This window comes from Dactylosporangium vinaceum (assembly GCF_019904175.1).
Lineage (GTDB): Bacteria > Actinomycetota > Actinomycetes > Mycobacteriales > Micromonosporaceae > Dactylosporangium > Dactylosporangium vinaceum.
In genome coordinates this window covers 11,227,396-11,253,265 of record NZ_CP061913.1, presented here as the reverse complement: position 1 = coordinate 11,253,265, position 25,870 = coordinate 11,227,396, and the positions used below count along the sequence as shown (strand labels likewise).

General features: G+C 70.6%; 26 protein-coding genes. 16 read left to right on the top strand and 10 right to left on the bottom strand.

Annotation, left to right across the window (positions count from 1 at the left end; all coding sequences use genetic code 11):
• Nucleotides 1–35 precede the first annotated feature (35 nt).
• Nucleotides 36–1,154, bottom strand: a complete 1,119-nt coding sequence (serC, locus tag Dvina_RS50655) for a phosphoserine transaminase (RefSeq protein ID WP_223099305.1) — start codon at nt 1,152–1,154, stop codon at nt 36–38.
• A 104-nt stretch (nt 1,155–1,258) separates the two neighbouring features.
• Nucleotides 1,259–2,365, bottom strand: a complete 1,107-nt coding sequence (locus Dvina_RS50650; RefSeq protein WP_223106178.1) for a citrate synthase 2 — start codon at nt 2,363–2,365, stop codon at nt 1,259–1,261.
• Between the two features lie 223 nt (nt 2,366–2,588).
• On the opposite strand from Dvina_RS50650, the gene pdxH reads away from it, so the two are divergent.
• From pdxH to Dvina_RS50595, 11 genes are all read left to right on the top strand, one after another.
• Nucleotides 2,589–3,197 carry a pyridoxamine 5'-phosphate oxidase gene (pdxH, locus tag Dvina_RS50645; protein ID WP_223099303.1) on the top strand — a complete coding sequence of 203 codons (609 nt, stop codon included), beginning with the start codon at nt 2,589–2,591 and terminating at the stop codon, nt 3,195–3,197.
• The gene (locus Dvina_RS50640; RefSeq protein WP_223099301.1) at nt 3,194–4,456 is read left to right on the top strand and encodes an MFS transporter; all 1,263 of its coding nucleotides are present in this window, start codon (nt 3,194–3,196) and stop codon (nt 4,454–4,456) included. The genes pdxH and Dvina_RS50640 overlap by 4 nt, the downstream gene beginning before the upstream one ends.
• Before the next feature lie 17 nt (nt 4,457–4,473).
• The gene (locus Dvina_RS50635) at nt 4,474–5,409 is read left to right on the top strand and encodes an aldose 1-epimerase family protein (RefSeq protein WP_223099299.1); all 936 of its coding nucleotides are present in this window, start codon (nt 4,474–4,476) and stop codon (nt 5,407–5,409) included.
• A gap of 17 nt (nt 5,410–5,426) precedes the next feature.
• A complete protein-coding gene (locus Dvina_RS50630) occupies nt 5,427–6,044 on the top strand; it encodes a nitroreductase family protein (protein WP_223099297.1) in 618 nt (205 codons plus the stop codon).
• Nucleotides 6,045–6,101: 57 nt separating this feature from the next.
• Nucleotides 6,102–6,392: a type II toxin-antitoxin system VapB family antitoxin gene (locus Dvina_RS50625; RefSeq protein WP_223099296.1), complete on the top strand. Its 291-nt coding sequence runs from the start codon at nt 6,102–6,104 to the stop codon at nt 6,390–6,392.
• 36 nt (nt 6,393–6,428) lie between these two features.
• Complete coding sequence (locus Dvina_RS50620; protein ID WP_223099295.1) at nt 6,429–7,604, top strand: acyl-CoA dehydrogenase family protein; 1,176 nt, start codon at nt 6,429–6,431, stop codon at nt 7,602–7,604.
• Nucleotides 7,605–7,687: 83 nt separating this feature from the next.
• Nucleotides 7,688–8,467 (top strand): DUF4230 domain-containing protein, encoded by a 780-nt coding sequence (locus Dvina_RS50615; protein WP_223099294.1) that lies wholly within the window; start codon nt 7,688–7,690, stop codon nt 8,465–8,467.
• Nucleotides 8,468–8,626: 159 nt separating this feature from the next.
• Nucleotides 8,627–9,949: an ABC transporter ATP-binding protein gene (locus tag Dvina_RS50610; RefSeq protein ID WP_223099293.1), complete on the top strand. Its 1,323-nt coding sequence runs from the start codon at nt 8,627–8,629 to the stop codon at nt 9,947–9,949.
• A 27-nt stretch (nt 9,950–9,976) separates the two neighbouring features.
• The gene (locus Dvina_RS50605) at nt 9,977–10,975 is read left to right on the top strand and encodes a hypothetical protein (protein ID WP_223099292.1); all 999 of its coding nucleotides are present in this window, start codon (nt 9,977–9,979) and stop codon (nt 10,973–10,975) included.
• A gap of 35 nt (nt 10,976–11,010) precedes the next feature.
• Nucleotides 11,011–11,475, top strand: a complete 465-nt coding sequence (locus tag Dvina_RS50600) for a DUF4442 domain-containing protein (RefSeq protein ID WP_223099291.1) — start codon at nt 11,011–11,013, stop codon at nt 11,473–11,475.
• 153 nt (nt 11,476–11,628) lie between these two features.
• The gene (locus Dvina_RS50595; protein ID WP_223099290.1) at nt 11,629–13,104 is read left to right on the top strand and encodes a glycoside hydrolase family 3 protein; all 1,476 of its coding nucleotides are present in this window, start codon (nt 11,629–11,631) and stop codon (nt 13,102–13,104) included.
• 95 nt (nt 13,105–13,199) lie between these two features.
• Here the strand turns inward: Dvina_RS50595 and Dvina_RS50590 are convergent, their stop codons facing one another.
• Nucleotides 13,200–15,746 carry a glycoside hydrolase family 9 protein gene (locus Dvina_RS50590; protein WP_223099289.1) on the bottom strand — a complete coding sequence of 849 codons (2,547 nt, stop codon included), beginning with the start codon at nt 15,744–15,746 and terminating at the stop codon, nt 13,200–13,202.
• 90 nt (nt 15,747–15,836) lie between these two features.
• Nucleotides 15,837–16,286 carry a DUF6328 family protein gene (locus Dvina_RS50585; protein WP_223099288.1) on the bottom strand — a complete coding sequence of 150 codons (450 nt, stop codon included), beginning with the start codon at nt 16,284–16,286 and terminating at the stop codon, nt 15,837–15,839.
• Between the two features lie 126 nt (nt 16,287–16,412).
• Between Dvina_RS50585 and Dvina_RS50580 the strand changes: the two genes are divergently transcribed.
• The gene (locus Dvina_RS50580) at nt 16,413–16,733 is read left to right on the top strand and encodes a DUF6401 family natural product biosynthesis protein (RefSeq protein ID WP_246655850.1); all 321 of its coding nucleotides are present in this window, start codon (nt 16,413–16,415) and stop codon (nt 16,731–16,733) included.
• A 25-nt stretch (nt 16,734–16,758) separates the two neighbouring features.
• On the opposite strand, the gene Dvina_RS50575 is transcribed toward Dvina_RS50580, so the two are convergent.
• The 3 genes from Dvina_RS50575 to Dvina_RS54990 all read right to left on the bottom strand — a co-directional run bounded on the left by Dvina_RS50575 (nt 16,759) and on the right by Dvina_RS54990 (nt 19,328).
• Nucleotides 16,759–17,967: an esterase-like activity of phytase family protein gene (locus tag Dvina_RS50575; protein ID WP_223099287.1), complete on the bottom strand. Its 1,209-nt coding sequence runs from the start codon at nt 17,965–17,967 to the stop codon at nt 16,759–16,761.
• A gap of 35 nt (nt 17,968–18,002) precedes the next feature.
• A complete protein-coding gene (locus Dvina_RS50570) occupies nt 18,003–18,572 on the bottom strand; it encodes a hypothetical protein (protein WP_223099285.1) in 570 nt (189 codons plus the stop codon).
• A 78-nt stretch (nt 18,573–18,650) separates the two neighbouring features.
• Nucleotides 18,651–19,328 carry a CAP domain-containing protein gene (locus Dvina_RS54990; protein ID WP_246655849.1) on the bottom strand — a complete coding sequence of 226 codons (678 nt, stop codon included), beginning with the start codon at nt 19,326–19,328 and terminating at the stop codon, nt 18,651–18,653.
• 239 nt (nt 19,329–19,567) lie between these two features.
• Here Dvina_RS54990 and Dvina_RS50560 point away from each other — a divergent pair, with 239 nt between their 5' ends.
• A complete protein-coding gene (locus Dvina_RS50560) occupies nt 19,568–19,768 on the top strand; it encodes a PspC domain-containing protein (RefSeq protein WP_223099283.1) in 201 nt (66 codons plus the stop codon).
• 221 nt (nt 19,769–19,989) lie between these two features.
• Nucleotides 19,990–20,373: a DUF6401 family natural product biosynthesis protein gene (locus Dvina_RS50555; protein WP_223099282.1), complete on the top strand. Its 384-nt coding sequence runs from the start codon at nt 19,990–19,992 to the stop codon at nt 20,371–20,373.
• Here Dvina_RS50555 and Dvina_RS50550 read toward each other — a convergent pair.
• Nucleotides 20,370–21,881 carry an MFS transporter gene (locus tag Dvina_RS50550; RefSeq protein WP_223099280.1) on the bottom strand — a complete coding sequence of 504 codons (1,512 nt, stop codon included), beginning with the start codon at nt 21,879–21,881 and terminating at the stop codon, nt 20,370–20,372. The two genes, Dvina_RS50555 and Dvina_RS50550, sit on opposite strands and share 4 nt — an antisense overlap.
• 6 nt (nt 21,882–21,887) lie before the next feature.
• On the bottom strand, nt 21,888–22,616 hold the full coding sequence (locus Dvina_RS50545; protein ID WP_223099279.1) for an LppX_LprAFG lipoprotein: 729 nt from the start codon (nt 22,614–22,616) through the stop codon (nt 21,888–21,890).
• Nucleotides 22,617–22,698: 82 nt separating this feature from the next.
• On the opposite strand from Dvina_RS50545, the gene Dvina_RS50540 reads away from it, so the two are divergent.
• Together Dvina_RS50540 and Dvina_RS50535 are read left to right on the top strand one after the other, a co-directional pair.
• Nucleotides 22,699–23,550, top strand: coding sequence for a spermidine synthase (locus Dvina_RS50540; RefSeq protein WP_223099277.1), 852 nt, complete (start codon nt 22,699–22,701; stop codon nt 23,548–23,550).
• 68 nt (nt 23,551–23,618) lie between these two features.
• Complete coding sequence (locus tag Dvina_RS50535) at nt 23,619–24,695, top strand: branched-chain amino acid aminotransferase (RefSeq protein ID WP_223099276.1); 1,077 nt, start codon at nt 23,619–23,621, stop codon at nt 24,693–24,695.
• Here Dvina_RS50535 and Dvina_RS50530 read toward each other — a convergent pair.
• Entirely contained in the window at nt 24,692–25,699 is a 1,008-nt protein-coding gene (locus tag Dvina_RS50530) for a coiled-coil domain-containing protein (protein ID WP_223099275.1), read from the bottom strand. The genes Dvina_RS50535 and Dvina_RS50530 overlap by 4 nt on opposite strands.
• Nucleotides 25,700–25,870 lie beyond the last annotated feature (171 nt).

The window sequence follows — 25,870 nt, the reverse complement described above, 5'->3', positions numbered from 1 at the left end:
CTGGAAAGACGCACGCCGCGCCGACAAAAAGCTGATCAGAGACGTTCGATGACGTAGTCGATGCAGACGGTCAGCGCCTCGACGTCGGCCGGGTCGACGCCGGGGAACATCGCGACGCGCAGCTGGTTGCGGCCCAGCTTGCGGTAGGGGTCGGTGTCGACGATCCCGTTCGCGCGAAGCACCTTGGCCACCGCGCCCGCGTCGACGGAGTCGGCGAAGTCGATGGTCCCGACGACGTTGGAGCGCACCGCCGGGTCGGTGACGAACGGGGTGGCGACCGCGGAGCGCTCGGCCCAGCCGTAGAGGTGCGCGGCCGACTCGGCGCTGCGCTTGGCCGCGAAGGACAGGCCGCCGCCGGCCAGCATCCAGTCGACCTGCTCGGCGGCGATGAAGATCGTGGCGAGGGCCGGGGTGTTGTAGGTCTGCTCCAGCCGGGAGTTGTCGATGGCCGTCTGCAGGTCGAAGAAGTCGGGGATGTACCGGCCGGACTCCTTGATCTCCGCCGCCCGCGCGATGGCGGCCGGCGACATGAGCGCGATCCACAGCCCGCCGTCGGAGCCGAACCCCTTCTGCGGCGCGAAGTAGTAGACGTCGGTCTGGCTCACGTCGACGTCGAGCCCGCCGGCGCCCGAGGTTGCGTCGGTCAGGTGCAGGGCGCCTTTATCGGTACCGCCCAGCCGCCGCACCGGCACCGCGACGCCCGTCGAGGTCTCGTTGTGCGGCGAGCAGTACGCGTCCACACCCGCTTCGGCGTGCAGGAGGGCGCCGGTGCCCGGGTCCGCCTTGATCACGGTCGGCTCGCCGAGGAACGGGGCCTTCTTGGCGGCCGACGCGAACTTGGCGCCGAACTCCCCGAAGCTCGCGAACTGCGCCCGGTCGCGGATCAGGCCGAAGACCGCGATCTCCCAGAACGCGGTGCTGCCCCCGTTGCCGAGGACCACCTCGTAGCCCTCCGGCAGGCTGAACAGCTCGGCGAGGCCGCGGCGCAGCCGGGCGACCTGGTCGCGGACCGGCTTCTGCCGGTGGCTGGTGCCCATCCAGGTGGAGGCGACCCCGGCGAGAGCCTGCACCGCCTCGGGCCGCACCTTGCTCGGACCGGAGCCGAAGCGTCCGTCCTTGGGCTTGATCTCGTCGGGGATGCGGATTTCAGCCATGTGAGTACTCCGGGGTGCGGCGGGCGGGCGGGTACCTCGCGGATCCTGCCATCTCTCCCGCCGCCGCCCCGCGAAAATTAACGAGCGTCACACAGCGTTGCGTTTCAGACCCCGTGCGGGATCTTCTCCCAGCCCTCGACGTCCTGGGGCTTGCGCGGGGCCGGGCCGACGTACTTCGCCGACGGGCGGACCAGCCGGCCGAGCTCCTTCTGCTCCAGGATGTGGGCGCTCCAGCCCGCCACCCGGGCGCAGGTGAACATCGAGGTGAACATGTGGGCCGGCACCTCGGCGAAGTCGAGGACGACGGCCGACCAGAACTCCACGTTGGTGGCCAGCACGCGGTCGGGCCGGCGGGCGTGCAGCTCCTCCAGCGCGGCCTTCTCCAGGGCCTCGGCGACCTCGAAGCGGGGCGCGCTGAGCTCCTTGGCCGTGCGCCGCAGCACGCGGGCACGCGGGTCCTCGGCCCGGTACACCCGGTGGCCGAACCCCATCAGCCGCTCGCCGCGGTCCAGGACGCTCTTCACGTAGCCTTCCGCGTCACCGCTGCGCTCGACCGCCTCGATCATGCCGAGCACCCGCGACGGCGCGCCGCCGTGCAGCGGGCCGGACAGGGCTCCGATGCCGGAGGAGATGCAGGCCGCGGCGTCGGCGCCGGTGGAGGCGACCACGCGGGCGGTGAACGTGGAGGCGTTCATGCCGTGCTCGGCGGCCGAGATGAAGTAGGCGTCGACGGCCTTGACGTGGCGCGGGTCCGGGTCGCCCCGCCAGCGGCGCATGAACCGCTCGACGATCGTCTCGGCCTTGTCGATCTCTTTCTGCGGCACGGCCGGCAGCCCGAGGCCGCGGGCCGCCTGCGCGACGAACGACAGTGCGGTGACGCTTACCCGGGCCAGGTCCTCGCGAGCCTGCGGGGTCTCGATGTCCAGCAGCTGGCCCAGGCCCCAGTACGGCGCGAGCATGGCGACCGCGGACTGCACGTCGACGCGGATGTCGCCGGAGTGCACGGGGACCGGGAACGGCTCGGCCGGCGGCAGGCCGGGGCCGAACTTTCCGTCGACGAGCAATGCCCAAACGTTGCCGAAGGACACCTGGCCGATGAGATCCTCGATGTCGACGCCGCGATACCGCAGCGCGCCGCCTTCCTTGTCGGGCTCCGCGATTTCGGATTCGAAGGCGATCACGCCCTCGAGTCCCGGCTTGAAATCGGACATCATGCACTCCTGATCAGATCGGGGTGTCGAACTCCCACACATCTTCGCGGCGCGGGCAGACTGCGTCCGCTTAGACAAGACTTGTGTCGCTTGGTCGGCGTGGCGGCTGCCGCCTGAACGGTGGCTCAGATGTGTCCTGTACGACACATCTTCACGCAAAATCGACTCGCGGAGGAAGGATGTGAGCGTGAGACCCAGCACATCACCGCAAGATTTGTCACGGATGCGCACCGAGTATTCGGGTGAGTTCGATGAAACCACGCTCGCCGACAACTGGCTCGACCAGTTCGCCACCTGGTTCGGCGACGCGATGGACGCCGGCCTGCCGGAGCCCAATGCGATGCTGCTCGCGACCGCCTCCGCCGACGGTCGCCCGTCCGCCCGCACGGTCCTGCTCAAGGGCTATGACCAGCGCGGGTTCACGTTCTTCACGAACTACGAGTCCCGCAAGGGCAACGATCTGGCCGGGAACCCGCGAGCCACGCTCGTCTTCCCCTGGTACCACCTCAAACGCCAGGTCATCGTCAGCGGATCGGTGGCGAAGGTGTCGCGGGAAGAGACGGCGGAGTACTTCGCGGTGCGGCCCCGCGGCGCCCAGCTCGGCGCCTGGGCGAGCCCGCAGTCGTCAGTGATCGGCAGCCGGGCCGACCTCGAGCAGCGGCTGGCGGAGGCGGAGCGGCGCTTCGGCGACGGCGCCATCGAGCCCCCGCCGCACTGGGGCGGGTTCCGGGTCGAGCCGGACGAGGTCGAGTTTTGGCAGGGCCGGCAGAATCGCCTGCACGACAGGCTGCGCTACACCGCGGACGGCAAGATCGAGCGGCTGGCTCCGTGACGGCGGTCGAGGACGCGGCGCAGCGGGAAGAGCCGAAGGGCTGGCTGCGGCGCCACGCGATCGATGTGCGGCCGCTTCGCCACAGTGCCTACCGCCGGATCTTCATCGGCAACGCGGTGTCCTTCTTCGGGGTGCAGTTCACGGCGGTTGCGGTACCCGTGCAGGTCTACGCCATCACGAAGTCCGCACTCTGGGTCGGCGTGGCCAGCTTCGTGGGCCTGGTGCCGCTCATCGTGTTCTCGATCTGGGGCGGCGCGATCGCCGACGCGTTCGACCGGCGCAAGGTGCTGCTGGTCAGCTCCACCATGATGTGGCTCACCACGCTGGGGCTGCTGGCGCAGGCCGTGCTGCACCTGGACAACGCCTGGCTGATGCTCGGGCTCATCGCGGCGCAGTCGGCCGCGTTCGGCATCAACAGCCCGGTGCGCCAGGCCATCATCCCGTCGCTTGTCGGCCCGGAGGAGGTGGCCTCGGCCAACACGCTCGGCTTCACGATCTCCAACGCGGCGGCGATCGGCGGCCCGGTCGGCGCCGGCCTGGTCATCCCCGCGTTCGGCTTCTCGGCGGCCTACCTCGTCGACGCGATCATGTTCACCGTCGTGCTCTGGGCCACCCTGCGCCTGCCCGCCCTGCCACCCACCGGCGACAAGCATTCCGCCGGACTGCGGGACATCGGGATCGGGCTGCGCTTCCTGGCCGGGCACCGGCTGATCCTGCTCACGTTCGCCATCGACATCGCCGCGATGGTGCTGGCCATGCCCAAGGCGCTGTTCCCGGTGGTCGCCGACCAGCGCTTCGGGGAGTCGTCGCTCGGCTGGCTGTACTCCTCCATCGCGATCGGCGCCGTGCTGGCCGGGCTGACATCGGGCTGGATCAACCGCGTGCGCCGGCGGGGCATCGCGCTCGTGGGCGCCGTGGTCGGCTGGGGGCTGGCGGTCGCGGCGGCGGGAGCGGTGCCGTGGCTGTGGGCCTGTGTAGCTTTCATGGCCTTGGCGGGGGCGGCCGACATGATCAGCGGGGTGTACCGCCAGACGGTGCTCCTCGGCGCGCCGGACGAGATGCGCGGCCGGCTGCAGGGCGTCTTCTTCGCCGTCGTGGCCGGAGGTCCACGTCTCGGTGACCTTCGGGCCGGATCGGTGGCCGACTGGACGGACGCGACGTTCTCGTGGGTCGCCGGCGGAATCGCCGCCGCGGTCGTCGCCGTGCTGCTCGGGGCCGCCTTCCCGGTGCTCCTCCGCTACACCGACAAGACGCCGTGACGATATTGTCACTCACCATGGAAACCGCCGCCGCCGCGCAGCTCAAGCATGCGCCCTCCGGTACACAGTGGACGATTCGCTCCGGCGGCCAAGAGGCCGTCATCGTCGAGGTGGGCGGAGGCGTGCGCACTTTCACCGCTGACGGTCGCGACGTCGTCTCCGGCTACGCGGAGCACGAGCACGCGGTCGGCTCGGCCGGGCACGTCCTGGCCCCGTGGCCGAACCGCATCCGCGACGGGCAGTACACGTTCGGCGGCGAGCACCTGCAGCTGCCGCTCACCGAGCCGGACCGGCACAACGCCATCCACGGCCTGGTCAACTGGGTCCGCTGGACCGCCGTCGACGCGACCGAGGACAGCATCACCGTCGCCCACGACCTGGTCCCGCAGGCCGGCTACCCGTGGCCGCTGCGGCTGCAGACCCGCTGGTCGGTGAGCGAGGCCGGGCTGCGGGCCGAGCACGAGGTGACGAACACCGGCGGCACCCCGGTCCCGTTCGGCCTGGCCACGCACCCCTACGTCCTCGTGCCCGGCGTGCCCGTGGACGACCTGACCCTGCGCGTGCCGGCCCGCAGCCGGGTGCTCGTCGACGCCCGGCTCCTGCCGATCGGTGCGGCCGCGGTGACGGGCACCGAGTTCGACTTCGTGGAGAGCCGCCGGCTCGGCGCCACGGTGCTCGACACCGCCTTCGGCGAGGTGGACACCAACGCCGACGGCGGCTCGCAGGTCGACATCGCCGCACCCGACGGGCGCGGCGTGACCGTCTGGGCCGACTCCGCCTTCACCTGGTGGCAGGTGTACTCCTCCGACACCCTGCCCCCCGAGCGGCTGCGCAAGGCCCTGGCCATCGAGCCGATGACCTGCCCGCCGGACGCCTTCCGCTCCGGCCGCGACGTGATAGTCCTCGAGCCCGGCACGACCTGGCGCGGCACCTGGGGCATCCGCGCCCACTGACGATCTAGGCTTTTCCGGTGGAACTCTCCGAGGTGATCCGCCGGCGGCGGATGGTGCGCAACTACGACCCCGACCGTCCGGTGCCGGCGGAACTCGTCGAGAAGCTGCTCGGCTACGCCACGCACGCCCCGTCGGCGGGCTTCTCCCAGGGCTGGGAGTTCCTGCTGCTCGACACGCCGGCCGACGTCCAGCGCTTCTGGAGCGCCACCGCGCCCGAGGAGGAGCTGCCCGGGACGTGGATGGAGGGCATGACCCGGGCGCCCGTGATCATCGTGCCGCTGAGTCACCGGGACGCCTACCTGGACCGCTACGCCCAGCCGGACAAGGGCTGGACCGACCGCGACGAGGCCCGGTGGCCGGTGCCCTACTGGCACATCGACACCGGGATGGCCAGCCTGCTGGTGCTGCTCGGAGCGGTCGACGAGGGCCTCGGCGCGTGCTTCTTCGGCATCACCCCGGACCGCGTCGCGCAGTTCCGGGCCGAGTTCGGCGTCCCCGAGGCGTACACCCCCATCGGGGCCATGACCATCGGGTACCGCGCCGAGGACAAGCGCTCGCCATCCCTCAAGCGGGGCCGGCGCGAGTCACCGAGCGTCACGCACCGCGGCAACTGGGGTGACCGAGCCGCCTCGTGACGCAAATCTTGTCGCACCCAGTCGGTACCCTGGCACGGTCAGGGGGGTGACGCGTTCATGATCTTCAAGGCGGTCAAAGACGGTCGGCCGTATCCGGAGCATGGGCTGACGCTGAAACAGTGGGCCGAGATCCCACCGCGACCCGTGCGCCTCGACCAGCTCATCACCACCAAGCGTGAGCTCAAGCTCGACCACCTGCTGGCCGAGGACTCGACGTTCTACGGCGACCTGTTCCCGCACGTCGTGCAGTGGGACGGCGGGCTCTACCTGGAGGACGGGCTGCACCGCGCCCTGCGCGCGGCCCTGCAGCAGCGGACCTCGATCCACGCGAGAGTCCTGCAGGCTTAGGGCTTACACGCAGGCGCTGTGCATATTCTGGGGGGCGTGACGACTACGCCGGCGCGCCCCCTCGACCTGCTCGACCTCGACGGACTGCACTCCGAGGAGGAGCTGGCGATCCGGGCCGTCGTGCGGCAGATCGTCGACGATCACGTCCGTCCCCACGTGGCCGAGTGGTACGAGCGGGGGGCGGTGCCCGTCCGCGAGCTGGCCCGGGAGCTGGCCAAGGTCGGGCTGCTGGGCATGCACCTCGAGGGCTACGGGTGCGCCGGGGCGAGCGCCGTGGCCTACGGGCTGGCCTGCCTGGAGCTGGAGGCCGGCGACTCCGGCGTGCGCAGCCTCGTGTCGGTGCAGGGCTCGCTGGCGATGTACGCGATCTGGAAGTACGGCTCCGAGGAGCAGAAGTCCGAGTGGCTGCCCCGCATGGCGGCCGGCGACGCGATCGGGTGCTTCGGGCTCACCGAGCCCGACCACGGCTCCGACCCGGCCTCGATGGCGACCCGGGCCCGGCGCGACGGCGACGACTGGGTGCTCTCCGGCGGCAAGATGTGGATCACCAACGCCCCGGTCGCCGACGTGGCAGTGGTGTGGGCCCGCACCGACGACGGGATAAGCGGCTTCGCGGTGCCCACGCAGACGCCCGGCTTCACCGCCCGGGAGGTCCACCACAAGCTCTCCCTGCGGGCCTCCTGCACCGGCCAGATCTTCCTCGACGAGGTCCGGCTGCCCGCATCGGCTCAGCTGCCCCTGGCGCGCGGCCTGAAGGCGCCGCTGTCCTGCCTGACCGAGGCCCGCTACGGCATCGTCTGGGGCGCGCTGGGGGCGGCGCGCGACAGCCTTCACACGGCCATCGACTACGCCGGGGCGCGCGAGCAGTTCGGCCGGCCGATCGCCGGATTCCAGCTGACCCAGGCCAAGCTGGCCGACGCGGCGGTGGAGCTGCAGAAGGGGTACCTCCTCGCCGTCCACCTGGGCCGCCTCGCCGACGCCGGGAAGCTGCGGCCCGAGCAGGTGAGCGTGGGCAAGCTCAACAACGTCCGCGAGGCCCTCGCGATCGCCCGCCAGTGCCGCACGATCCTTGGCGCGAACGGCATCTCGGCCGAGTATCCGGTGATGCGCCACGCCGCGAACCTCGAGACGGTGCTCACCTACGAGGGCACGTCGGAGATCCATCAGCTCGTGATCGGTCAGCACCTGACCGGGCTCGCCGCGTTCGCCTGAGCGCGGGGCACTGATCGACTCGCGGGCCTTTACTGACACCCTTAACGTTGTCAGTACGAGATCCTCCGATCCAGGAGTCAGCGATGGCCGACAACGACGAGTCGAAGACTTCCGAATATCCCGAGGTCACCTCTGGTCCTGGAAAGAGCCTGCAGATCGGTGACCCCATCGATCCGCCCCGCGCCGCCGAGCCACCCCAGCCGGTGATCGTGAAGCAGGGCAGCGGCGCGATGCGCGGGCTGTTCTGGCTCGTCGCGGCCATCGGCCTGGTCGTCGCCCTCGTGCTGGGCGCCAAGACGATCGGGCTGTTCCCCGGGCTGAAGAACCCGTTCGCCCAGGAGCAGACCGACCGCTCCGGCCCGGCGCTGCTCAAGTCCGTGCAGGACCTCAACCAGTTCGTCGCGGCCGAGGGCAACTTCCAGGTCATCGTCGATGTGCAGAAGGACCGCAAGTACATTCCGGACTTCCTGCTCAACGAGCGCATCCTGTTCGTCGCGGCCGGCTCGGTCGAGGTGTACGTCGACTTCACGTCGATCGGCCAGGGCGCGGTCAAGGAGTCGGAGGACCGCCGCTCGGCCGAGATCAACCTGCCCGCCCCGCAGCTGCGGCCGGTCCGGATCGACAACGACAAGAGCTACGTCTACGAGGAGGAGCGCGGCGCTTTCAACCGGATCGGCGACGCTTTCAGCTCCGACCCCAACCGGCTCCAGGAGGTCTACAAGCTGGCCGAGTCGAAGATCGGCGACGCGGCCAAGGACGCCGGCCTGCAGAAACGGGCCGAGGACAACACCCGCAAGATGCTGCAGCAGTTTCTCACCGCCCTGGGCTACACTTCGGTCACCGTGAATTTTCCCGCCGGCTGACACGGCCGTGAGCAGGGACATTGCACCTCGGTAATCACGCGGTAACGCGGCGAACACTGGTCATTTACCCGATGGACCAACTTGCGTGTGCCTCATCACAGTATTTGACTCGGGGTACCTGGCCGAACCGCGAACTGCTGACCTGGGGTGGAGGTGACGGTGGCTACCGTCGCACTCAAAGATGTGATGAAGGTGTTCGCCGACGGCACGGTCGCCGTCGACCGAGTGAACCTTGATGTTGGGCAGGGCGAGTTCATGGTCCTGCTCGGTCCGAGCGGCTGCGGCAAGTCGACGCTGCTGCGAATGGTGGCCGGGCTCGAGGACCCCACCTCGGGCGCGATCATCATGGACGGGGAACTGGCCAACGACCTGCCGCCGCGAGAGCGGGGGGTCGCGATGGTCTTCCAGGACTTCGCCCTCTACCCGCACATGACGGTCGGCGAGAACATCGGCTTCCCGCTGCGGCTGTCCGGCATCGAGCCGGAGCCGCGCGCGGAGCAGGTGGCCGAGGTGGCCAGTGCGCTGGGCATCGGAGACGTGCTCGCGCGCAAGCCCGGGCAGCTCTCCGGTGGGCAGCGGCAGCGCGTGGCGATGGGGCGGGCCATCGTGCGGCGCCCGAAGCTGTTCCTCATGGACGAGCCGCTGTCGAACCTCGACAGCGGCCTGCGCGCCGAGCTGCGGGCCGAGATCTCCGGCCTCGTGCGGGAGCTCGGCGTCACCACCATCTACGTGACGCACGACCAGGCCGAGGCGCTCACCATGGCCGACCGGGTCGCGATCCTGCGCAAGGGCGTCCTGCAGGACGTGGGCACGCCGACGCAGGTCTACGGGCGCCCGGCCACGCTCTACGTGGCCGCCTTCCTGGGCAGCCCGCGGATGAACCTGCTCGAGGCCGAGGTGTACGTGCACCTCGACCGCCACATCGCCCTGCACATGGGCGACCAGGTCCTGCACCTTCCCTGGAACGACCTGCGCTCGCGCCAGGTCGCCCACTTCCACGGCGAGCGCATCGTCATCGGAGTCCGGGCGGAGGCGTTGACACCGGTGCCCGACTCGACCACGGGCGACGTGTTACGGGGCCGCATCCGCTACCTGGAGCACCACGGCCACGAGTCGCTGGCCTTCCTCGACATCGGCGCGACGGCGGTCATCGTCGACGAGATCGGCAAGCCGCCGACCGACGTCCCGATCAACGGCGGCGGCCTGAAGCGGTTCGTCAGCAAGCTCACCGGTCGGGGCGGCGAGGACGAGCTCGTCGGGGCCGGCGTCAACGGCCGCGGCGGCACCCAGCGCCGCCCGCAGAACCGCGAGAGCGTCCTGAGTGACCCGGGCCGGCACCACCGGCGCCCGGCGGAGCTCGCCGTGCGCCTGGCGCCCTACCCGAATGTCACGCACGGTCACCCCTTGACCGTCGCTGTGCGCATGGAAGCACTGCACTTTTTCGACGAAAGAGGACAACGTATCGACGTGGGGTGGCGCTGAGTATTAAGTGTCGCTTAGCCTGCGCCGATGGCAGCCTATGGCGAATCCAGTTCTGGACTGCTCATCATCGAGCGGATTCTGCGCGATCGCGACGGAATCTGGCGGCAGATCGGTGAAGAGCGGGAGCTCGGCAAGCTGACGAGGCAGATGCTGTACAGCTCCGTAGTGGCCCTGGCCTGCTACGGAGCTGTGCTCGGCGCCTCCCACAGTGTCGCGATGGCGGGGATCTCGGCGGTGAAGCTCCCGCTGCTGTTCCTGGCCACCCTGGCGATCTGTCTTCCCACGCTGTACCTGTTCAACCTGGTCTTCGGGGCCCGGCTGCAGGTGAAGCAGGCATTGTCGCTCGTCATGGTCACGATCACCGTGATGTCGGTGCTGTCGCTGGCGTTCGCGCCGATCAGCCTCTTCTTCCTGATCACCGCGTACAGCTACGACTTCTACAAGGTGCTCAACGTCGCGATCCTCACCCTGACCGCGTTCGTCGGCCTGCGCTTCCTGACCAGCGGCATGCGCGCGCTCAACGAGCACACCACCGCCCTGGCCGTAGCCCGGCGGCAGGAGCAGGAGCGCAAGGACCGCGAGGAGGCGGCCGCCCTGGCCGCGCTCTCGGCGCCGGCTCCGGCCCCCGCCGACGGGTCGGTGGAGTCCGTCTCGCCGGTCTCCGCGGTCCCCGCTCCGGCTCCGGCTCCCGCTCCGGCCGCCAACGGTCTGGTCTCCACCATCGTGGCGCCGCCCCAGCCGCAGATCATGGTGGGTCCCGACGGCCGGCCGATGTACCCCGTCATCCACCAGCTGGCGCCACGCCCGCTGCCCCAGCGTCAGGAGCAGCTCGCCCCCGGGGAGCGGCCGGCCAGCATGGCGCTGCTCAACGTCTGGATCCTGCTGTTCGGCTTCGTCGGCACCCAGCTGGCCTGGACGCTGCGGCCGTTCTTCGGCTCGCCGGACGAGCCGTTCGAGATCTTCCGCAAGATCGAGGGCAACTTCTACGTCGAGATCGTCCGCTCGATCGGTCGGCTGTTCACCTGAGCCGGCGAACCCCTACTCGCCGGTAACATCGGGTCATGACGATCGACACGAAGGCCGTTGCCGCGAACCTCATCGCGGCCGTACCGTTCGCGCGGACGCTCGGCATCGAGATCACCGACCTGGACCTGGACGGCGACCGGGTCCGGGCGGTGGCCACCCTGCCGGACGAGGAGCGGCTGCACAACCACGTGGCCGGGCCGCACGCGGGCGCCCTGTTCGCCCTCGGCGAGACCGCCTCCGGCGCCGTGGTGATGGGCGCGTTCGGCCCGTACCTCAACCTGGGCACCCCGCTCGCGGTCCGCTCCGACATCGCCTACGCCAAGCTGGCCCGCGGCCCGGTCCGCGCCGCCGCCACCCTGGGCCGCCCGGTCGCCGACGTCGTCGCCGAACTGACCGCCGGCGAGCGCCCCGAGTTCCCTGTGCACATCGAGATCACCCGGGCCGACGGCGCCGTGACGACGACCATGACGGTGGTGTGGACCATCCGCCCGCACGGGTGATTGCGGCTGGCACTTACCTGTTAACTACTGGAAGGTTTCTTGACTATTTCTCCGTCGTGATGTGACCATTCTCGCCAGGCAGCCGCCGCCGGCCGACGACGTCTCATCGACGAGGCCTGTGTCGCCTGACAGCGAAAGGGTGGGGTCACGGGCATGGATGCACGTACGGGGGCAGATCTGGCCGGCATGGCGAACGCCGTGCTGCAGCCGGGATTCGTGGGCAAGGAGCCGCCACGGTGGCTACGCCGCCGCCTCGCCGAAGGGCTTGGCGGCGTCGCGCTTTACGCGCGCAACGTGGTCGACCGCGACCAAGTGGCCGAGCTGACCGCGGCCCTGCGGGCGGAGAAGCCGGACGTCATCGTCGCCATCGACGAGGAGGCCGGCGACGTCACCCGCATCGACGCGCACACCGGCAGCCCCTGGCCCGGCAACCTGGCCCTCGGCGCCATCGACGACTCGGCCCTGACCCGCGAGGTCGCCGGGCACATCGGGCGCGACCTGGCCGCGGCCGGCATCACCTTCGACTACGCGCCCGACGCGGACGTCAACAACGACCCGGGCAACCCGGTCATCGGCTCGCGCGCGTTCGGTGCCGAGCCCGAGCGGGTGGCCCGCCACACCGCGGCCTGGATCGCCGGGCTGCAGGAGGCCGGCGTCGCCGCGTGCGCCAAGCACTTCCCCGGCCACGGCAACACCAACGTCGACTCGCACCTCGACGTGCCCCTGATCCAGGCCGGCCGGGCCGAGCTCGACGCGATCGAGCTCGTGCCGTTCCGCGCCGCGATCGCCGCGGGCGTGCAGGCGGTGATGAGCGCGCATCTGCGGGTGCCGTCGCTCGACCCGGAGCTGCCGGCCACCCTGAGCCGGCGGATCATGACCGACCTCCTGCGCGGCGAGCTGGGCTTCGACGGCCTCATCGTCACCGACGCCATCGAGATGCGGGCCGTGGCCGGGCGCTACGGGCTGGCCAACGCCACGGTCCTCGCCCTGGCGGCCGGGGCCGACGCCATCTGCGTGGGCGGTGAGCACGCCGACGAGGAGACCGCGGCCGCGCTGCGCGACGCGATCTGTGCCGCGGTGGTCGCCGGTGACCTGGCCGAGGAGCGCCTGGCCGACGCGGCCGCCCGGGTCGCCCGCCTGGCCGCCTGGTCGGCCGCCGCCCCGAAGACCGCCCCCGATCCCCGCGCGACGGCCGTCGGCCTCTCCGCCGCCCGCCGCGCGCTGCGCATCTCCGCGCCCGACGCGCTGTTCCCGCTGGGCGTCCCCGCGTACGTCCTCGAGTTCCAGCCCGAGCTCAACCTGGCCATCGCGCCCGAGACGCCCTGGGGGCTGCTGGCCCCGCTGGCCGAGCTGGTCCCGGCCACGACCGGCGCCCGCCTCTCGTCGCCCGACGGCCTGCCCGCCGCCCTGGAGGCGTCCCAGGGTCGCCCTCTCGTCCTGGTCGTGCGCGACCCGCACCGCTACGCCTGGATGACCCAGGCGCTGCAGGCAGCGTTGGCGGTACGTCCAGAGGCGGTGGTCGTCGAGATGGGCGTCCCGGCCGCGCCGCTGGGTGACGTGCACATCGCCACCTTCGGTGCCACTGCGGCGTCGGGGCGGGCCGTGGCGGAGCTGCTCGCCGGGCGCTGAGCGCCGCCGGGCGGCACCGGCGCAGACGAAAGGCCCCTTGCCCGACGCCCAGCCTCTGGGAGTACGGACAAGGGGCCTTTGATCGTTTGGAGCCTTTAGCAGCGGAACGTCGCCGGAGCGGCGTTCGGACCCCACGGGACCGTCCCGACAAGCAGGACCGTGGTCTGCTCACCGGGCTTCAGCCGGGCGTCGCGCGGCGTCAGCACCACGTCGGCCGCCGTCTGGCTCGCCGTGCCGTTCACCGCCAGCTCGACCTTCTGCGTGCCGGTGTAGGCGAAGCGCACCTTGACGTCGTTCAGCGTCTGCCGGCCCGTGTTCTTGATCGTGGCCTGGGCGATGAAGACGCCACCGAGGTTGATCACCGTGCTGTACTGCACCGAGCACCCCGACGCCGCCGGCGCGCCGCCCTCGCCCTGGTCGGCCAGGAACGAGGCGACCCACGAGAGCGTCGAGTTCCAGTTGATGGCGATCTCGTTGGTGGAGTACGAGTTGATGTCGTCCACGTAGCAGAACTGCGGCGCGCAGCCGGTGAGGAGCTTCTGCGCGAGCGGGTCCTGCAGGTAGGAGTTCGGCCCGCCGGCGAGGGAGCCGGACGGCGGGTTCGGCAGGGCCGCGTTGAGCTGGTGGCCGTAGATCCGGGTGTGCTGGTTGTGCGAGTTGCGCTCGCCGAAGCCCGTCACGTACGACTGGTTGAGCGCGTTGCGGCCCAGGATGTAGTCAATGCCGCTCACGACGCCGTCGCGGAACTCGCCCGACCCGGTCAGGTCGTAGGCCGTGGCGATGACGACGAGGTTGTTGAGCACGGCGCTGTTGGAGCCCCACTCGTACTTGCCGGTGCCCGGCGCGTACGCGATGCCGTAGGGGTTGGCCCGCACGGCCGCCAGGTAACCCTTGGCGCCGTCGACCACCGACTTGCGCACCCGGTCGCGGTCCGGCAGTCCATTGGGGACGGTGGCCAGGTCGAGCCGGCCCAGCGCGGCGGTGTAGCCCCAGCTGAAGCCCTCGGGCTTGAAGATGTCAGCGGTGTGCCACTGCGACGCGGTGACGGCGTCGCGGTAGGTCTTCTCGCCGGTGCTGATGTACAGCTCGGCCGCGGCCCAGTAGAACTCGTCCGTCACGTCGGCGTCGTCGTAGGCGCCGCCGCCGGTGCTGTCACTGCCCAGCGCGTAGATCGCCGGGTGGGCCAGCGCCGCCGCGTAGGCGGTCCTCGCCGCGGTCAGCAGCTTCGCCGCGAACGCCTTGTCGTACGGCGCGAACAGCCGGGCGCCCTGCGCCGCCGTGGCCGCGAGGTTGAGCGTGGCCGCGGTCGACGGCGGGTGCAGCTCGCGCGGCTGCGGGTCGGCCGCCGGGTCGAGCGGCAGGCCCGTCCAGTTCTGGTCGTGGATCTTGTGGTGGACCATGCCGGCCAGCGGCTGCCCCGCGGGCACCTGCATGCGCAGCAGGAACTCCAGCTCCCAGCGGGCCTCGTCGAGCACGTCGGGCACCTGGTTGCCGTGCTCCGGCAGGCGCAGGGTGCCGTCGGCGAGCTGGCCGGGCTTGCCGCTGGCGGCGACCTTTGACCGCTCGAAGGTGCTCATGAGCTGGGCCACCGCGATGCCGCCGTTGACGACGTACTTGCCGTGGTCACCGGCGTCGTACCAGCCGCCGCGCACGTCGAGCCGGTAGTCGCAGACCCCGGCCTGGCACGGCACGTCGGTGTCGCCCTGGTTGGGCGCGACCCCGAGGTGCCCGGCCTTGCGGCCGTAGCCCGGCGCGATGGCGTCGGAGATCTCGATGCCGCTGCGCTGCACGTAGAACCAGGAGAGGGCGTCGGTGCGCAGCTGCTCGTAGGCGGCGTTGGCGCCGATGTCGAACGGCACGCTCGTCTCACCGTCGGCGGTGAGCGTGAAGCCCTTGCCCTGGGTCTTGTACTGCGAGAAGTCGGCCGTCTGCACGTTCTGCCCGCTCGTCGCGTCGACTCCGCGCGGCGTCGTGCTGCCGCTGGCGACCACGGTCCCGGCGGCGTTCTTCAGCTGCCACGGCAGGGCCGCCGTCGCCTCGGTGACGACGGTGGCCTGCTTGGGGCCGTTGGCGAGGTAGCCGACCTGGTTGACCCGCACTCGCGGGCCGGTGTCCGGCACGTACACGGGCGGCGGTGCCCCTCCCTGCAGCGAGACGTTGTCGACGCAGAACGTGTAGGCCGCGGCGCTGCCGCCGACCTGGAACGCGACCTGGCCGGCGGCGGTGTCGGCGGCCGCGGTGAAGGTGTAGCTGAACGTCTGGGGCGCCGGCGTGAGCTGCGGGGCCTCGGAGATCTCCTGGGTGTACGGCGGGTCGGCCAGCTGCACGTTCGCGCGGACGGTCACGGGGACGCTCGCGCTGGCGTCGAACTGCAGCTTGTACGACTCCCCGGCCTGGAGCCGGATCTGGTTCTGCCCGATGATGGCGTCCCACGGGTTCGTCGTCCCCGCGGGAATCGGCGCACATAGGCGGCCGTCGACCACGGAGCCCGGTGAGTTACCGGTCCACCACCAGGGATCGGTGCCGCTGTCGAAGGTACCGTTGACGATCTGTTCGGCTGGGTCGGCCGCATTGGCGGATGATGCCGCGACGGGCGAGAGAAGCAGCGCCGCGGCGACGGCAATGGCAAATTTGCGCTGCACAGACACCTCTTTTGGCGGAAGGTTGTGCTCGCTGGATGGGAGCGTTCCCACGCTGCCGGAGGCCGTCGGGGGTGTCAATACCGAAGCGCTTCAACGCTTCATGGTGGGCATTATGTACCAGATCCCGATGAAAGCTGCAGCGAATGCGACGGCGACACCGATCGCCCAGGACGTGCCCACGACGACCTCGAAGATGAGGAAAACGGCGCCGACAATCGACAGCCACAGAAACCACAGGCCGACGCCGGCCAGGTTGGAGCTGGTGGCCACCAGCTCCTTCTTGCGGCCGCGCCGGAAGAGAATGCGGTGGTGGCTGACCGGGGCGATCAGGCACAGCGTGGCGACCGCCGTGCAGAGCAGCGTGGCGACATAGGTGGCCTTCTGCGTGTCCGTCACCACCGTCCACCGCTGGTTGAACGGCAGCGTCAACAGGAACGCGAACAGGATCTGCACGCCCGTCTGGGCGACCCGCAGCTCCTGGAGCAGCTCGTTCCAGTTCCGGTCGAACCGCTCATCCGGGGTCTCGTCGCGATCGGCCATAAGGGCGCAGTTACCCAGCTGTTCACCCAGATGAACGTGGCGGTTCGGGCAGTCCTGGGTCGTTCCCGCTTCCCGGGCCGCATGTCAGGGCTGGGCAAGCTCGCCGCCTCGGCTTATCGTCGCGACGTGAGCGCCCCCTTCGATGAGCTGACCGCCGGCCGGCGCGCGTGGATCGCACGGGCCGGACTCGCCGAGCTCAACGCCACTATCGGCCGCCCCGGCCGAGCGGCGGTTGCCGCCCGGCCGGACCTGCTGGCCCGCGTGGATCAGCATGCGGCCGCCATCCGTGACTCCCTCGGTGGAGCGCTGCTGGACCCGGTTGCGCTGGCCGGTTACTCGGCCGCCATCCGCGACGCGGCCCGCGACGCCGAGGACCCGCTCGACGACTGGTCGAAGCCGTCGTGGGCCATGCTGCGCCTGCTCGCCGTGTGCAGCCTCGTCCCGTAACTTTCACCGGCCGCGCCGGGCGGCGTCATTTCAGGAAGCGCTTGTCCGCGTGCAGGTTGTCGGTCAGGCGGATGGTGATGAACTCGTCGTCGTCCGGCCGGCCCGGCGTGCGGCCGCTGGAGAACGGGAAGTTGTTGTCGTTCACGACGCCCAGCGTGCGGTCGTCGAGGATCACGACGTCCTCGATGGTCTGGAACGGGAACGTGAAGACGTCGGCCGGGCCGAACAGGTGCCGCGGGTCGGCGATGTGCATGAGGTCCGCGACAACGGTCTTGTCCATCTTGCCGTCGCGGTTGCGGTCCCGCTTGTCGGCCATGTAGATCTTCTTGAACTTGGCCGTGGCGCCCTGGCCGTTGTCGCGCTCGATGATCAGGAAGCGGTCGTCGTCGACGGCGATGGCGTCGCCGATCGAGTTGGCCGGGTCCTCGAGCTGATACGTGTAGACCTTGCCCGTGTACTGCTGCTTGACCAGGCTGAACTCGTTGAACCGCAGGGTGCCGGCCGGGTCGCCGGCCACGGTGCCCTCCAGCAGCGGGTAGAGGGTGCGCCCGTCGGGCGACTGGGCCATGCCCTCGAAGCCCTTGCTGCTGTTCAGGTTCGGGCTGCCCTCCGGGTTCTCCGGGGCGCGCACGCCGGGCAGCGGGATCGGGGCCTGCAGGAGGCGTCCGGCCCGGTCGAAGTGCAGCAGGTAGGGGCCGAACTCGTCGCCGATCCAGTACGAGCCGTCCTTGACCCGCTGGATGGACTCGATGTCGAAGTCGGCGCCGGTCAGGACCCGGTCCGGCCGGGTGAGCGCGAACGGCACATAGCGGTTCGGGTCGGTCAGGTTGATGCCGCCGAGCACGTCCACGGTCTTCGTGCTGTAGTCGGGCGCGAGGTGGTGGATGCGCAGCACGAAGTCGCCGCTGTTGGCCTTGTTGCCGTAGCCGTTGTCGGAGATGACGTCGAACGTGCCGTCGCCGTTCTTGACGATGCCGCTGAAGCCCTGGATCGGCTGGTCGTCGAAGGGCGGGGTGACACCGTTGGACGGGGTGCCGCCCAGCAGCGCGCCGGACGGGTCGCTGGCGGAGACGAACGTCGCCGCCGGCAGCGCGGCCCAGCCGGTGAGCGTGGCCGTCCCGAAGCCCCCGTGGCCGAAGTCGGCGGAGCCGGATGCGGAGGCGGACGGCGCGGCAAGCGTGAGCGCCAGCGCGCCGACGCCCACGCCGAGGCCAACACGTCGAAGATTCTTCATGGGTCGGGACGCTAGGGACGGCCCGTGAACCCCGCCTAGACTTTTTGTGTCATCTGTCCTAGCAGCGTGTGTAGGCGGTTGACGACGCCCGGTCCATCGGTGATCTTCCCGCTGTCGACGTAATACACGAACGACGCGCGCAGCACCAGGGCCCCGTCGGAGGTCTCGACGTACGCCTGGCCGTCATCGAAGAACGAGAACGTGTTGGCGTCGACGTCCTTGGCGCCCTGCACGGCCGCCTTGTCGAAGCTGACCTGCTCGCCCGCGCCCATCGAGGGGCGCATGACGCTCAGGAAGATGTAGAACGCGCCGGATGATCCGTCGACGGCACACGCCTTGAGGCTGTCGGTGTCGCGCCGCTCCTTGCCGGCGGCGGCCTCGCCCAGAGCGGCCTTGTACTGGTCGTCGCCGGCGAGGGAGCACACGTCCACGGAGTCGTAGGCGGCCGCGTTGGACTTCGCGTCCGGTGGTGCGGCCGCCTTGTCGTCGCCGCAGCCGGCGAGCACCAGGGTGGCGCTCGCCAGCAGCAGCAATTTACGAAGCCGCCGCCGGCCGGCTCGGTCTCCACCGACGAGGACTGTGTCGCCTGACAGGGTGGTGGTCACCCGTGCTTTCTACACGGTCGGTGACCCGCAGGACTATCCCGAATGTCACGGGTTGTCGATGTGGGGCCGTTCGGTTGGTCAGACGCGACCGAAGTCCTGGGTCCAGTACGGGGTGCCGTCGGCCTTGTAGGCCAGGCCGACGCCGACCGCGACGCTCTGGCAGTTGAGCATGTTGGCGCGGTGCCCGGGGCTGTTGATCCAGCCGTTCACCACGTCCTGCGCGGTGCGGTAGCCCCACGCGATGTTCTCGGCCGAGGCCCCGCCCTTGGTGTAGCCCGCGGCCTCTTCGCGCTGCACGAAGTTGCTGCCGTTCGAGCCGGTGTGGTCGAAGAAGTTCTTCGTCACCATGTCGGCGCTGTGGTCGCGGGCCGCCGTGACCAGGCGGGTGTCGATGCGCAGCGCGCCGCAGCCGTTGGCCGTGCGGAAGTTGTTCGTGAGCGTCACGACCTCGGTCTCGACAGTGCTCGGCGAGGTGGTGACGGGTGCGGTCGTCGGGGTCGTGGTCGGCGTCGTCACCGGCTTCTTCTTCGCGACCGACTTCTTCTTCTTTTTCTTCTTGGCGGTGTACGACGCCTTGGCGGCCGCATCGTCCGCGGCGCTGGCCCCCACGGCCTCGGCGACGTGGGCGACACTGGCCGTGACGGGCGCGCCGGCCGCGAAGGCCTGTGGTCCGGTGGTCGTGACGAGCGCGAAGCCGAGGGGCGCCGCGATGAGCGCGGCGGCGATCGTGGTGGCGCGGCGGGCGAATCGGGTCACTGTTCGAGGCCTTCCGTTGCGGGGACAGTGATGTCTGACGCAATGGGTATCGGGCCCGTCACACCCCGTCTGAGCTGCTGAACCGCCATGCAACCCCGAGCAACCGACCGGCTACCACGGACTCGGCCTCGGTGCATCTTCCCTAGTGGTCGGCACCCCGGATTTCGCCCAAAGGTTGGAGGGCGGCCGGCGCGGGCATTTCTACCGTTGAGGTACACATCGACGAAGGAGCCAGTGCAATGTCCAGTCTCTACAGGCCCCGTGACAATCGCTGGATCGCCGGCGTCTGCTCGGGCCTCGCCCGCCGCTTCGGCATCTCCCCGAACATGATGCGTCTGATCTTCGTGCTCTCGTGCCTGCTGCCGGGCCCGCAGTTCGTCATCTACATCGTGCTGTGGGTGCTCATGCCGGATGAGTCCAAGGCCCGCACGTACAACTGAGTCCGCTCCTCTCTCTCCACAGTGGACTCAGTACGGGAGGTCCGGGGTGCGGCCCGGGCCTCCCCTTTGCCTGCTAAGTCCGAATATGACGCATCTTCATGGTCGGGAGAGCCGGATTGGCGTGATGCGACGTTTGTACGGTTCGGTAGCGGAGTGGGTCTGATGGGGTGCGGGCCGGTTCGCCGGTTTCAGGCGGTCCCGCCGCGGCCGAAGTCGGTGGCATGTCCAACGACACGAGCTACACCGCAGCCGGCACCGGCGCCTACGGCGACCACGCCGAGGCCACCCGCAGCGCCGCCCGATCGACGCTCAACGGGCTGATGACGTGGCTCGGCGCGGCCGGCCTGGCCGCGGCCCGCGAGTCGGCCGGACTGCAGGCGACGATCGACCAGCACGCTGCCTGCGTGCGCGACGCCCTCGGCGACCCCGAGCACGGCCCCGGCGCCGTCGCGCTCGCCGGCTACGCGACAGGCGTGCGCGACGCCCTCATCGAGGCGCAGTGGCAGCTCCCGCCGACCGGTGACATCGACTGGGCCCACCTCGAGTGGCCCGCCCTCCGGCTGATCTCCATCTGCGCCCTGGCCCGGGCCGGTGGGCTCGTCTAAGCCTTGACGCGCCCCGGCAGGAGCACCGAGCACAGCGCCCCCACGGCGCAGATCACCGCGGTCGCGATGAAGATCTCCCGATACTCCGTGCGCAGCGCCGCCTGCAGCGCCTCCTTGTAGGCGTCGAGCAGGCGGCGCTGCTCGTCCGGGGCCTTGCCGAACACCAGCGGGAAGTTCAGCTTCGCGGTGAGCTCGTGGAAGCGGTGCAGGCCCCACGCGGTGAGCGCGGCCACGCCGATAAGCATGCCCATCATCCGGGCCACGACCACCGCCGAGGACGCCACGCCGTGCTGGGCCGGCGGCGTCGAGCGCAGGATCGCCGACGAGAGCGGCCCGATCACCAGCCCGAGGCCGAACCCGGCGATCACCAGGTCGGTGTCCAGGCGGGGCAGGAGCCCGAGGTACTGCCGGCTCAGCACGTCCGCGGGCCAGCCCGCGATCAGCACATACCCGGCGGCCGCCACGACCAGCCCGGTCACCGCGACCACCCGCTCGCCGAGCCGGGCCACCAGCCACCCGCCGAGCACCGCGCCGACCGGCAGCGCGACCAGGAACCGGGTAAGCACCAGCGTGCCCTGCACCCCGCTGCGCCCGAGCAGCGTCTGCGCCACCAGTTCGACGTCGACGAGCGTGACCATGAGTGCCGCGCCGGCGCAGAAGCTGGCGCCCAGCGCGGCGAAGAACGGCCGTGGCCGCGCGCCGCGCAGGTCGATCAGCCGGGTCCGGGCCCGCGCCTCCCAGCCCGCGAACAGCACCGCGCCCAGCCCGGCCCCGGCCAGCGCCCACCAGCCCCACGGCGGCAGCACCGCGCGCTCCGGGTCCGGGTTGTAGAGCGCCACCACGGCCGCGCCGAGCGTGCCGGCCAGCAGGAGGCCGCCGACGACGTCGACAGGCGTCTTCGCGGTCGCCGCGGCTTTCGGCAGCGCCACCCAGACGAGCGCGATGGCGACCGCCGCGAGCGGGAGGTTGAGCCAGAAGATGCCCCGCCACGAGCCCAGCAGCGCGGCGACCCCGACACCGTAGAGCGGCCCGAGCACGCTTCCGAGCTCCTGCGCCGCCCCGACGACCCCGAGCACGCCGGCCCGGCGCCGCTCGGCCCACAGGTCGCCGGCCAGCGCGAGCGTCACCGGCAGCAGCGCCCCTCCGGCCAGCCCCTGGACCGTCCGGCCGCCGGTCAGCAGCCAGATCGAGTCACCGGAGGCGGCGGTCAGCGCGGACCCGGCGGCGAACCCCACCAGGCACCAGATGAGCACCGCCCGCCGACCGAACCGGTCGGACAGGGAGCCCAGCAGCGGCATCCCGGCGATGTACCCGAGCAGGAACCCGGTCACGACGGGCGTGACCTTCTCCAGCCGGTTGGTCGCGATGTGCAGCGCGTCGAGGATGTCGGTAAGCACGCCGACGACCACGTAGGCGTCGAGGGCGGCCAGGAGCACCGTGGCCCCGCCGACCCCGATGGCCAGCCGTCGCCGCTGCCCGGTCGGCGCGGAAAGCTCGGTGACGGACACCCGGCGCTACTTCGGCGCAGTGATCGTGACGGCCGCGTCGAACTCGGTGAACGTCACCGTGACCGACCCGCCCTTGGCGTCGCCGGAGCCGGGCAGGTCGAACGTGGCCTTCAGCACCCGCTTGTCCGTTTTGGCGATCCACACCTTGCCGGGCACCTGGCCGGTCACGCCGGGCACGATCTTGGAGAGGTTCTCGGCCGGGAACTTGGCCGCGACCCGGTAGGTGCTCTGCCCCTGGACGTTCTCCGCGGCCTCGGTCTTGCCCTCGGTCGCGGTGCTGAGCACCTTGGCGATGCCCCGCTGCGGGTCGAGGATCGCCGACGGGTCGTAGACCGTGGCCGCCATGGACAGCGGGAGCTGCTGGTATTCGCCTGTCGGCCCCTTGAGGTACATCGTCTGCCCGACGATCGTGAAGGTGAGGTCGGTCGTGGCTCCGAGCGCCTCGACCTGCGCGGTGCCCTGGGCGCTGCCGTCCTTGGTCAGCACGCCCTCGGCGCGCTTGAGAGGCAGCCCGGCGATCGAGCCGTCCGCGGTGATCAGGAACTTTGTCGATTTGATGTCGGTCATGGCGGCCGACGCGTCCTTGAGCAGCCCGTCCGCCGCCGGCAGGTTCGAATCGACGGCCGGGGCCGAATCCTTCTTGTCGTCGTCGTTACCGGAGCAGCCGGTGACCGCCACGAGCACCGCCGTCAGGGCGGCGACGAGCAGACCGGAGCGAGACTGGATGCGGGACATACCCGGCATGCTAGACCTGCGCGCATAACAAACCGGGCGCACGCTGAGCGTTGTCTCAGGACCGGTGATGCAAGATTGCGGCGTGGGTGGGCGGAGGCGGGCGACAGGAATCGCTCAGCAGGTCGACGGGGGAGTCGCCGAGCTGTGCCCGGACGACGGCCGGCCCGGGCGGTGGACGCTGCTGCTGGACGGATATCCGCAGTCCGCACTGGACCTCGGCGACCCACGTCAGCTGGATTTCGAGTACATGCGCCGCATCGCCTCGGTCATCGACGCCATGGCCCCCGCCGGCACGCCGCTGTCGGTGCTGCACCTCGGCGGCGGGGCGCTGACCCTGCCGCGGTACATCGCCGCGACCCGCCCCGGCTCCAGCCAGCGCGTCGTGGAGCTGGATCAGGCCCTCATCGATTTCGTACGCCGAGAGCTCCCCCTACCCCGAGGAGCCGACATCCGCGTGCGCGCCGTCGACGCCCGCGCCGCCGTCGAGGGCTACGGTGCGGCCCGCTTCGACCTGGTGATCGTCGACGTGTTCGGCGGTGCCCGGGTCCCGGCCCACCTCACGTCCCTGGAGTTCGCCGGCGCGACCGCTCGCCTGCTGCGCCCCGGCGGCGTCCACGTGGCCAACCTGGCCGACGGCGCCGGGCTGGCCTTCGCCCGCGGGCAGGTCGCGACCCTGCGCCGGGTCTACGGCGAGGTCGTCCTGCTCGCCGAGCCCTCGGTCCTGCGCGGCCGCCGGTTCGGCAACGTGATCCTGGTGGCCGCGGCCGAGCCGGGGCGCATCCCGCAGGCACCCCTCGCGCGGGCCGGCGCCGGCGACGCGTTCCCGGCCCGCCTGGTCGCCGGGGCCGACCTCACCGATCTCGTGGCCGGGGCCAGGGCCGTCACCGACGCGACGGCCGTCTCGTCCCCGCCGCCGCCGGCCAATCTGTTCTAGGTGGTTGTTACCGACCAGTCCCCGGGACAAAGCTTAGGGATCGTTCAGGTACCGCCTACATTGGCGGAATGCTCGAATTCGACATCGTCCCGGCGCGCCGCCGCCCGGCGGAGGAGCGTGCCGCGCTGCTCGCCGACCCCGGGTTCGGCCGGGTCTTCACCGACCACATGATCACGATCAAGTTTGGTGAGGACGGCTGGCACGATGCCCGTCTGATCCCGTTCGGGCCGCTTTCGCTCTCCCCGGCCACCGCCGCGCTGCACTACAGCCAGGAGCTCTTCGAGGGCCTGAAGGCCTACGCCCTGCCCAGCGGCGAGATCGGGCTCTTCCGGCCCGAGGCCAACGCCCGCCGGCTCAACGCGACAGCCGAGCGGCTGGCCATGCCGGCGCTGCCGGAGGAGCTGTTCCTGAAGGCCGTCTGGACCCTTGTCGAGGCCGACCGGGACTGGGTGCCGTCGGGCGAGGGGCAGAGCCTCTACATCCGGCCGTTCATGATCGCCACGGACCCCTTCCTGGGCGTGCGGCCGTCGTCGGAGTACCTCTTCGCCGTCATCGCCTCGCCCTCGGGCGCCTACTTCTCCGGTGGCGCGAAGCCGGTCACGGTCTGGATCTCGCAAGACTACTCACGGGCCGCGCCGGGCGGGACGGGCCACGTGAAGGCGGCCGCCAACTATGCGGTGAGCCTGCGCGCGCAGGCCCAGGCCCAGGACGCGGGCTGCGACCAGACGGTGTTCCTCGACGCGGTCGAGCAGCGCTGGATCGAGGAGTCCGGGAGCATGAACCTGTTCTTCGTCTACGAGAACTCCCATCTGGTGACCCCGCCGCTGAACGGGTCGATCCTGCCCGGCGTGACCCGCGACTCGGTGATCCGGCTGGCCCGGCACAACGGCTGGACCGTGGAGGAGCGGCCCTACTCGGTCGACGAGTGGCGGGCCGACGCCGAGAGCGGGGCGCTGCGGGAGACCTTCGCCTGCGGTACCGGCGTCGTGATCACCGCGATCGGCCGGGCCCGCTCGCGCGACGGCGAGTTCACGATCGCCGGCGCCGCGGAGGGCCCGGTCACCGCCTCGATCCGCGACACCCTCGTCGGCATCCAGCGCGGCCGGCTCGAGGACCCCTTCGGCTGGTCGGTCCGGCGGCCCTAGAGCACCGACAGGTGCACGTGGTTCGTGTGGTCGCTCGACGGATCCCCGTTGCCGCCGCTGTAGGCGTGCCAGCCGGCGGCGGGGGTCCAGACCTGCCGGAACCAGATGACGTAGAGCACCCCGAGCGCCGACGCGTTCTTCACGAAGTAGGCGGCCAGGTTGGTGCCGTAGGTCTTGTCGGCGCCGGTAGCGGTGCCCCCGAAGCCGTCCGCGGCGGCCGAGAAGTCGCAGGCCCGGCCCTTCGGATGCTCATACGGCCCGGACGGGCGGAAGCACGAGTAGAAGTGCGTGAAGCCGGCCTTGCGCGCCTCCTGGGCGGCGTGCAGCATTCGCGGCGTGATGCAGCCCGTCGTGGTCGGGTCGTCGATGATGCAGTTCTCGGCCGGCCAGCTGCCGTCGGCGTTGCGCGGGGCCGGGTTGGCCAGCGGTGAGTTGACGTTGACGTAGCCGTCGGCCTTGCCGCGCATCTTGGCCAGGGCGGCCTCGGCGTCCGCCTTCTTCTTGGCCTGGATCGCGGCCTGCGCCTGCTGCTTGGCGACCTCCTCGTCGGCCGCCTTCTTGGCCGCCGCGAGATCCTTCTCCAGCTTCGTCAGACGGGCGATCTGCTTGTCGCTGTACTGCGCGACCATCCTCACGAGCAGGACGCGATCCATGAACTGCTCGGTGGAGTCGCTGTTGACGAGCGCCGCGGAGAGCCGGATGTCACCGCCGGTGCGGTAGGCCGCGGCCGCGATGACGTTCACGCTGGCCCGGACCGGCTCCAGCTCCTTCTGCATCGACTCCATCTGCAGCGCCAGGTCGGCCTGGCGCTTCTTCGACGCGTCGAGCACGGCCTGGGCCTGCAGCCACTCCGTGTTGGCGGCGTCGAGCTTCTCACCGAGCGTGAGGTCGGTACCCTCGTTCGGCGCGCCCGTCGGGTCGCCCGGCGCGGCGGCCGCCGGAGTCGTCAGGCCGCCGACGATCATGAGCGCCGCAACCAGGAGCGTGAGTGTCCGGCGCCGCATGCCGGTGAGATTACCGAACTGTTCCGGTGCCGCCCAGAGCCAAGAATGCGGCCGGATGACTACCTAAAGTAAGTCTGAACCTCCGCACCGCAACGTTCGTAATGGCTTTCGGCATTCGAACGTGTGTTTGGCGTGTCGGATTCGAGAGATCGACCGTTGCTTTGCTAGCGT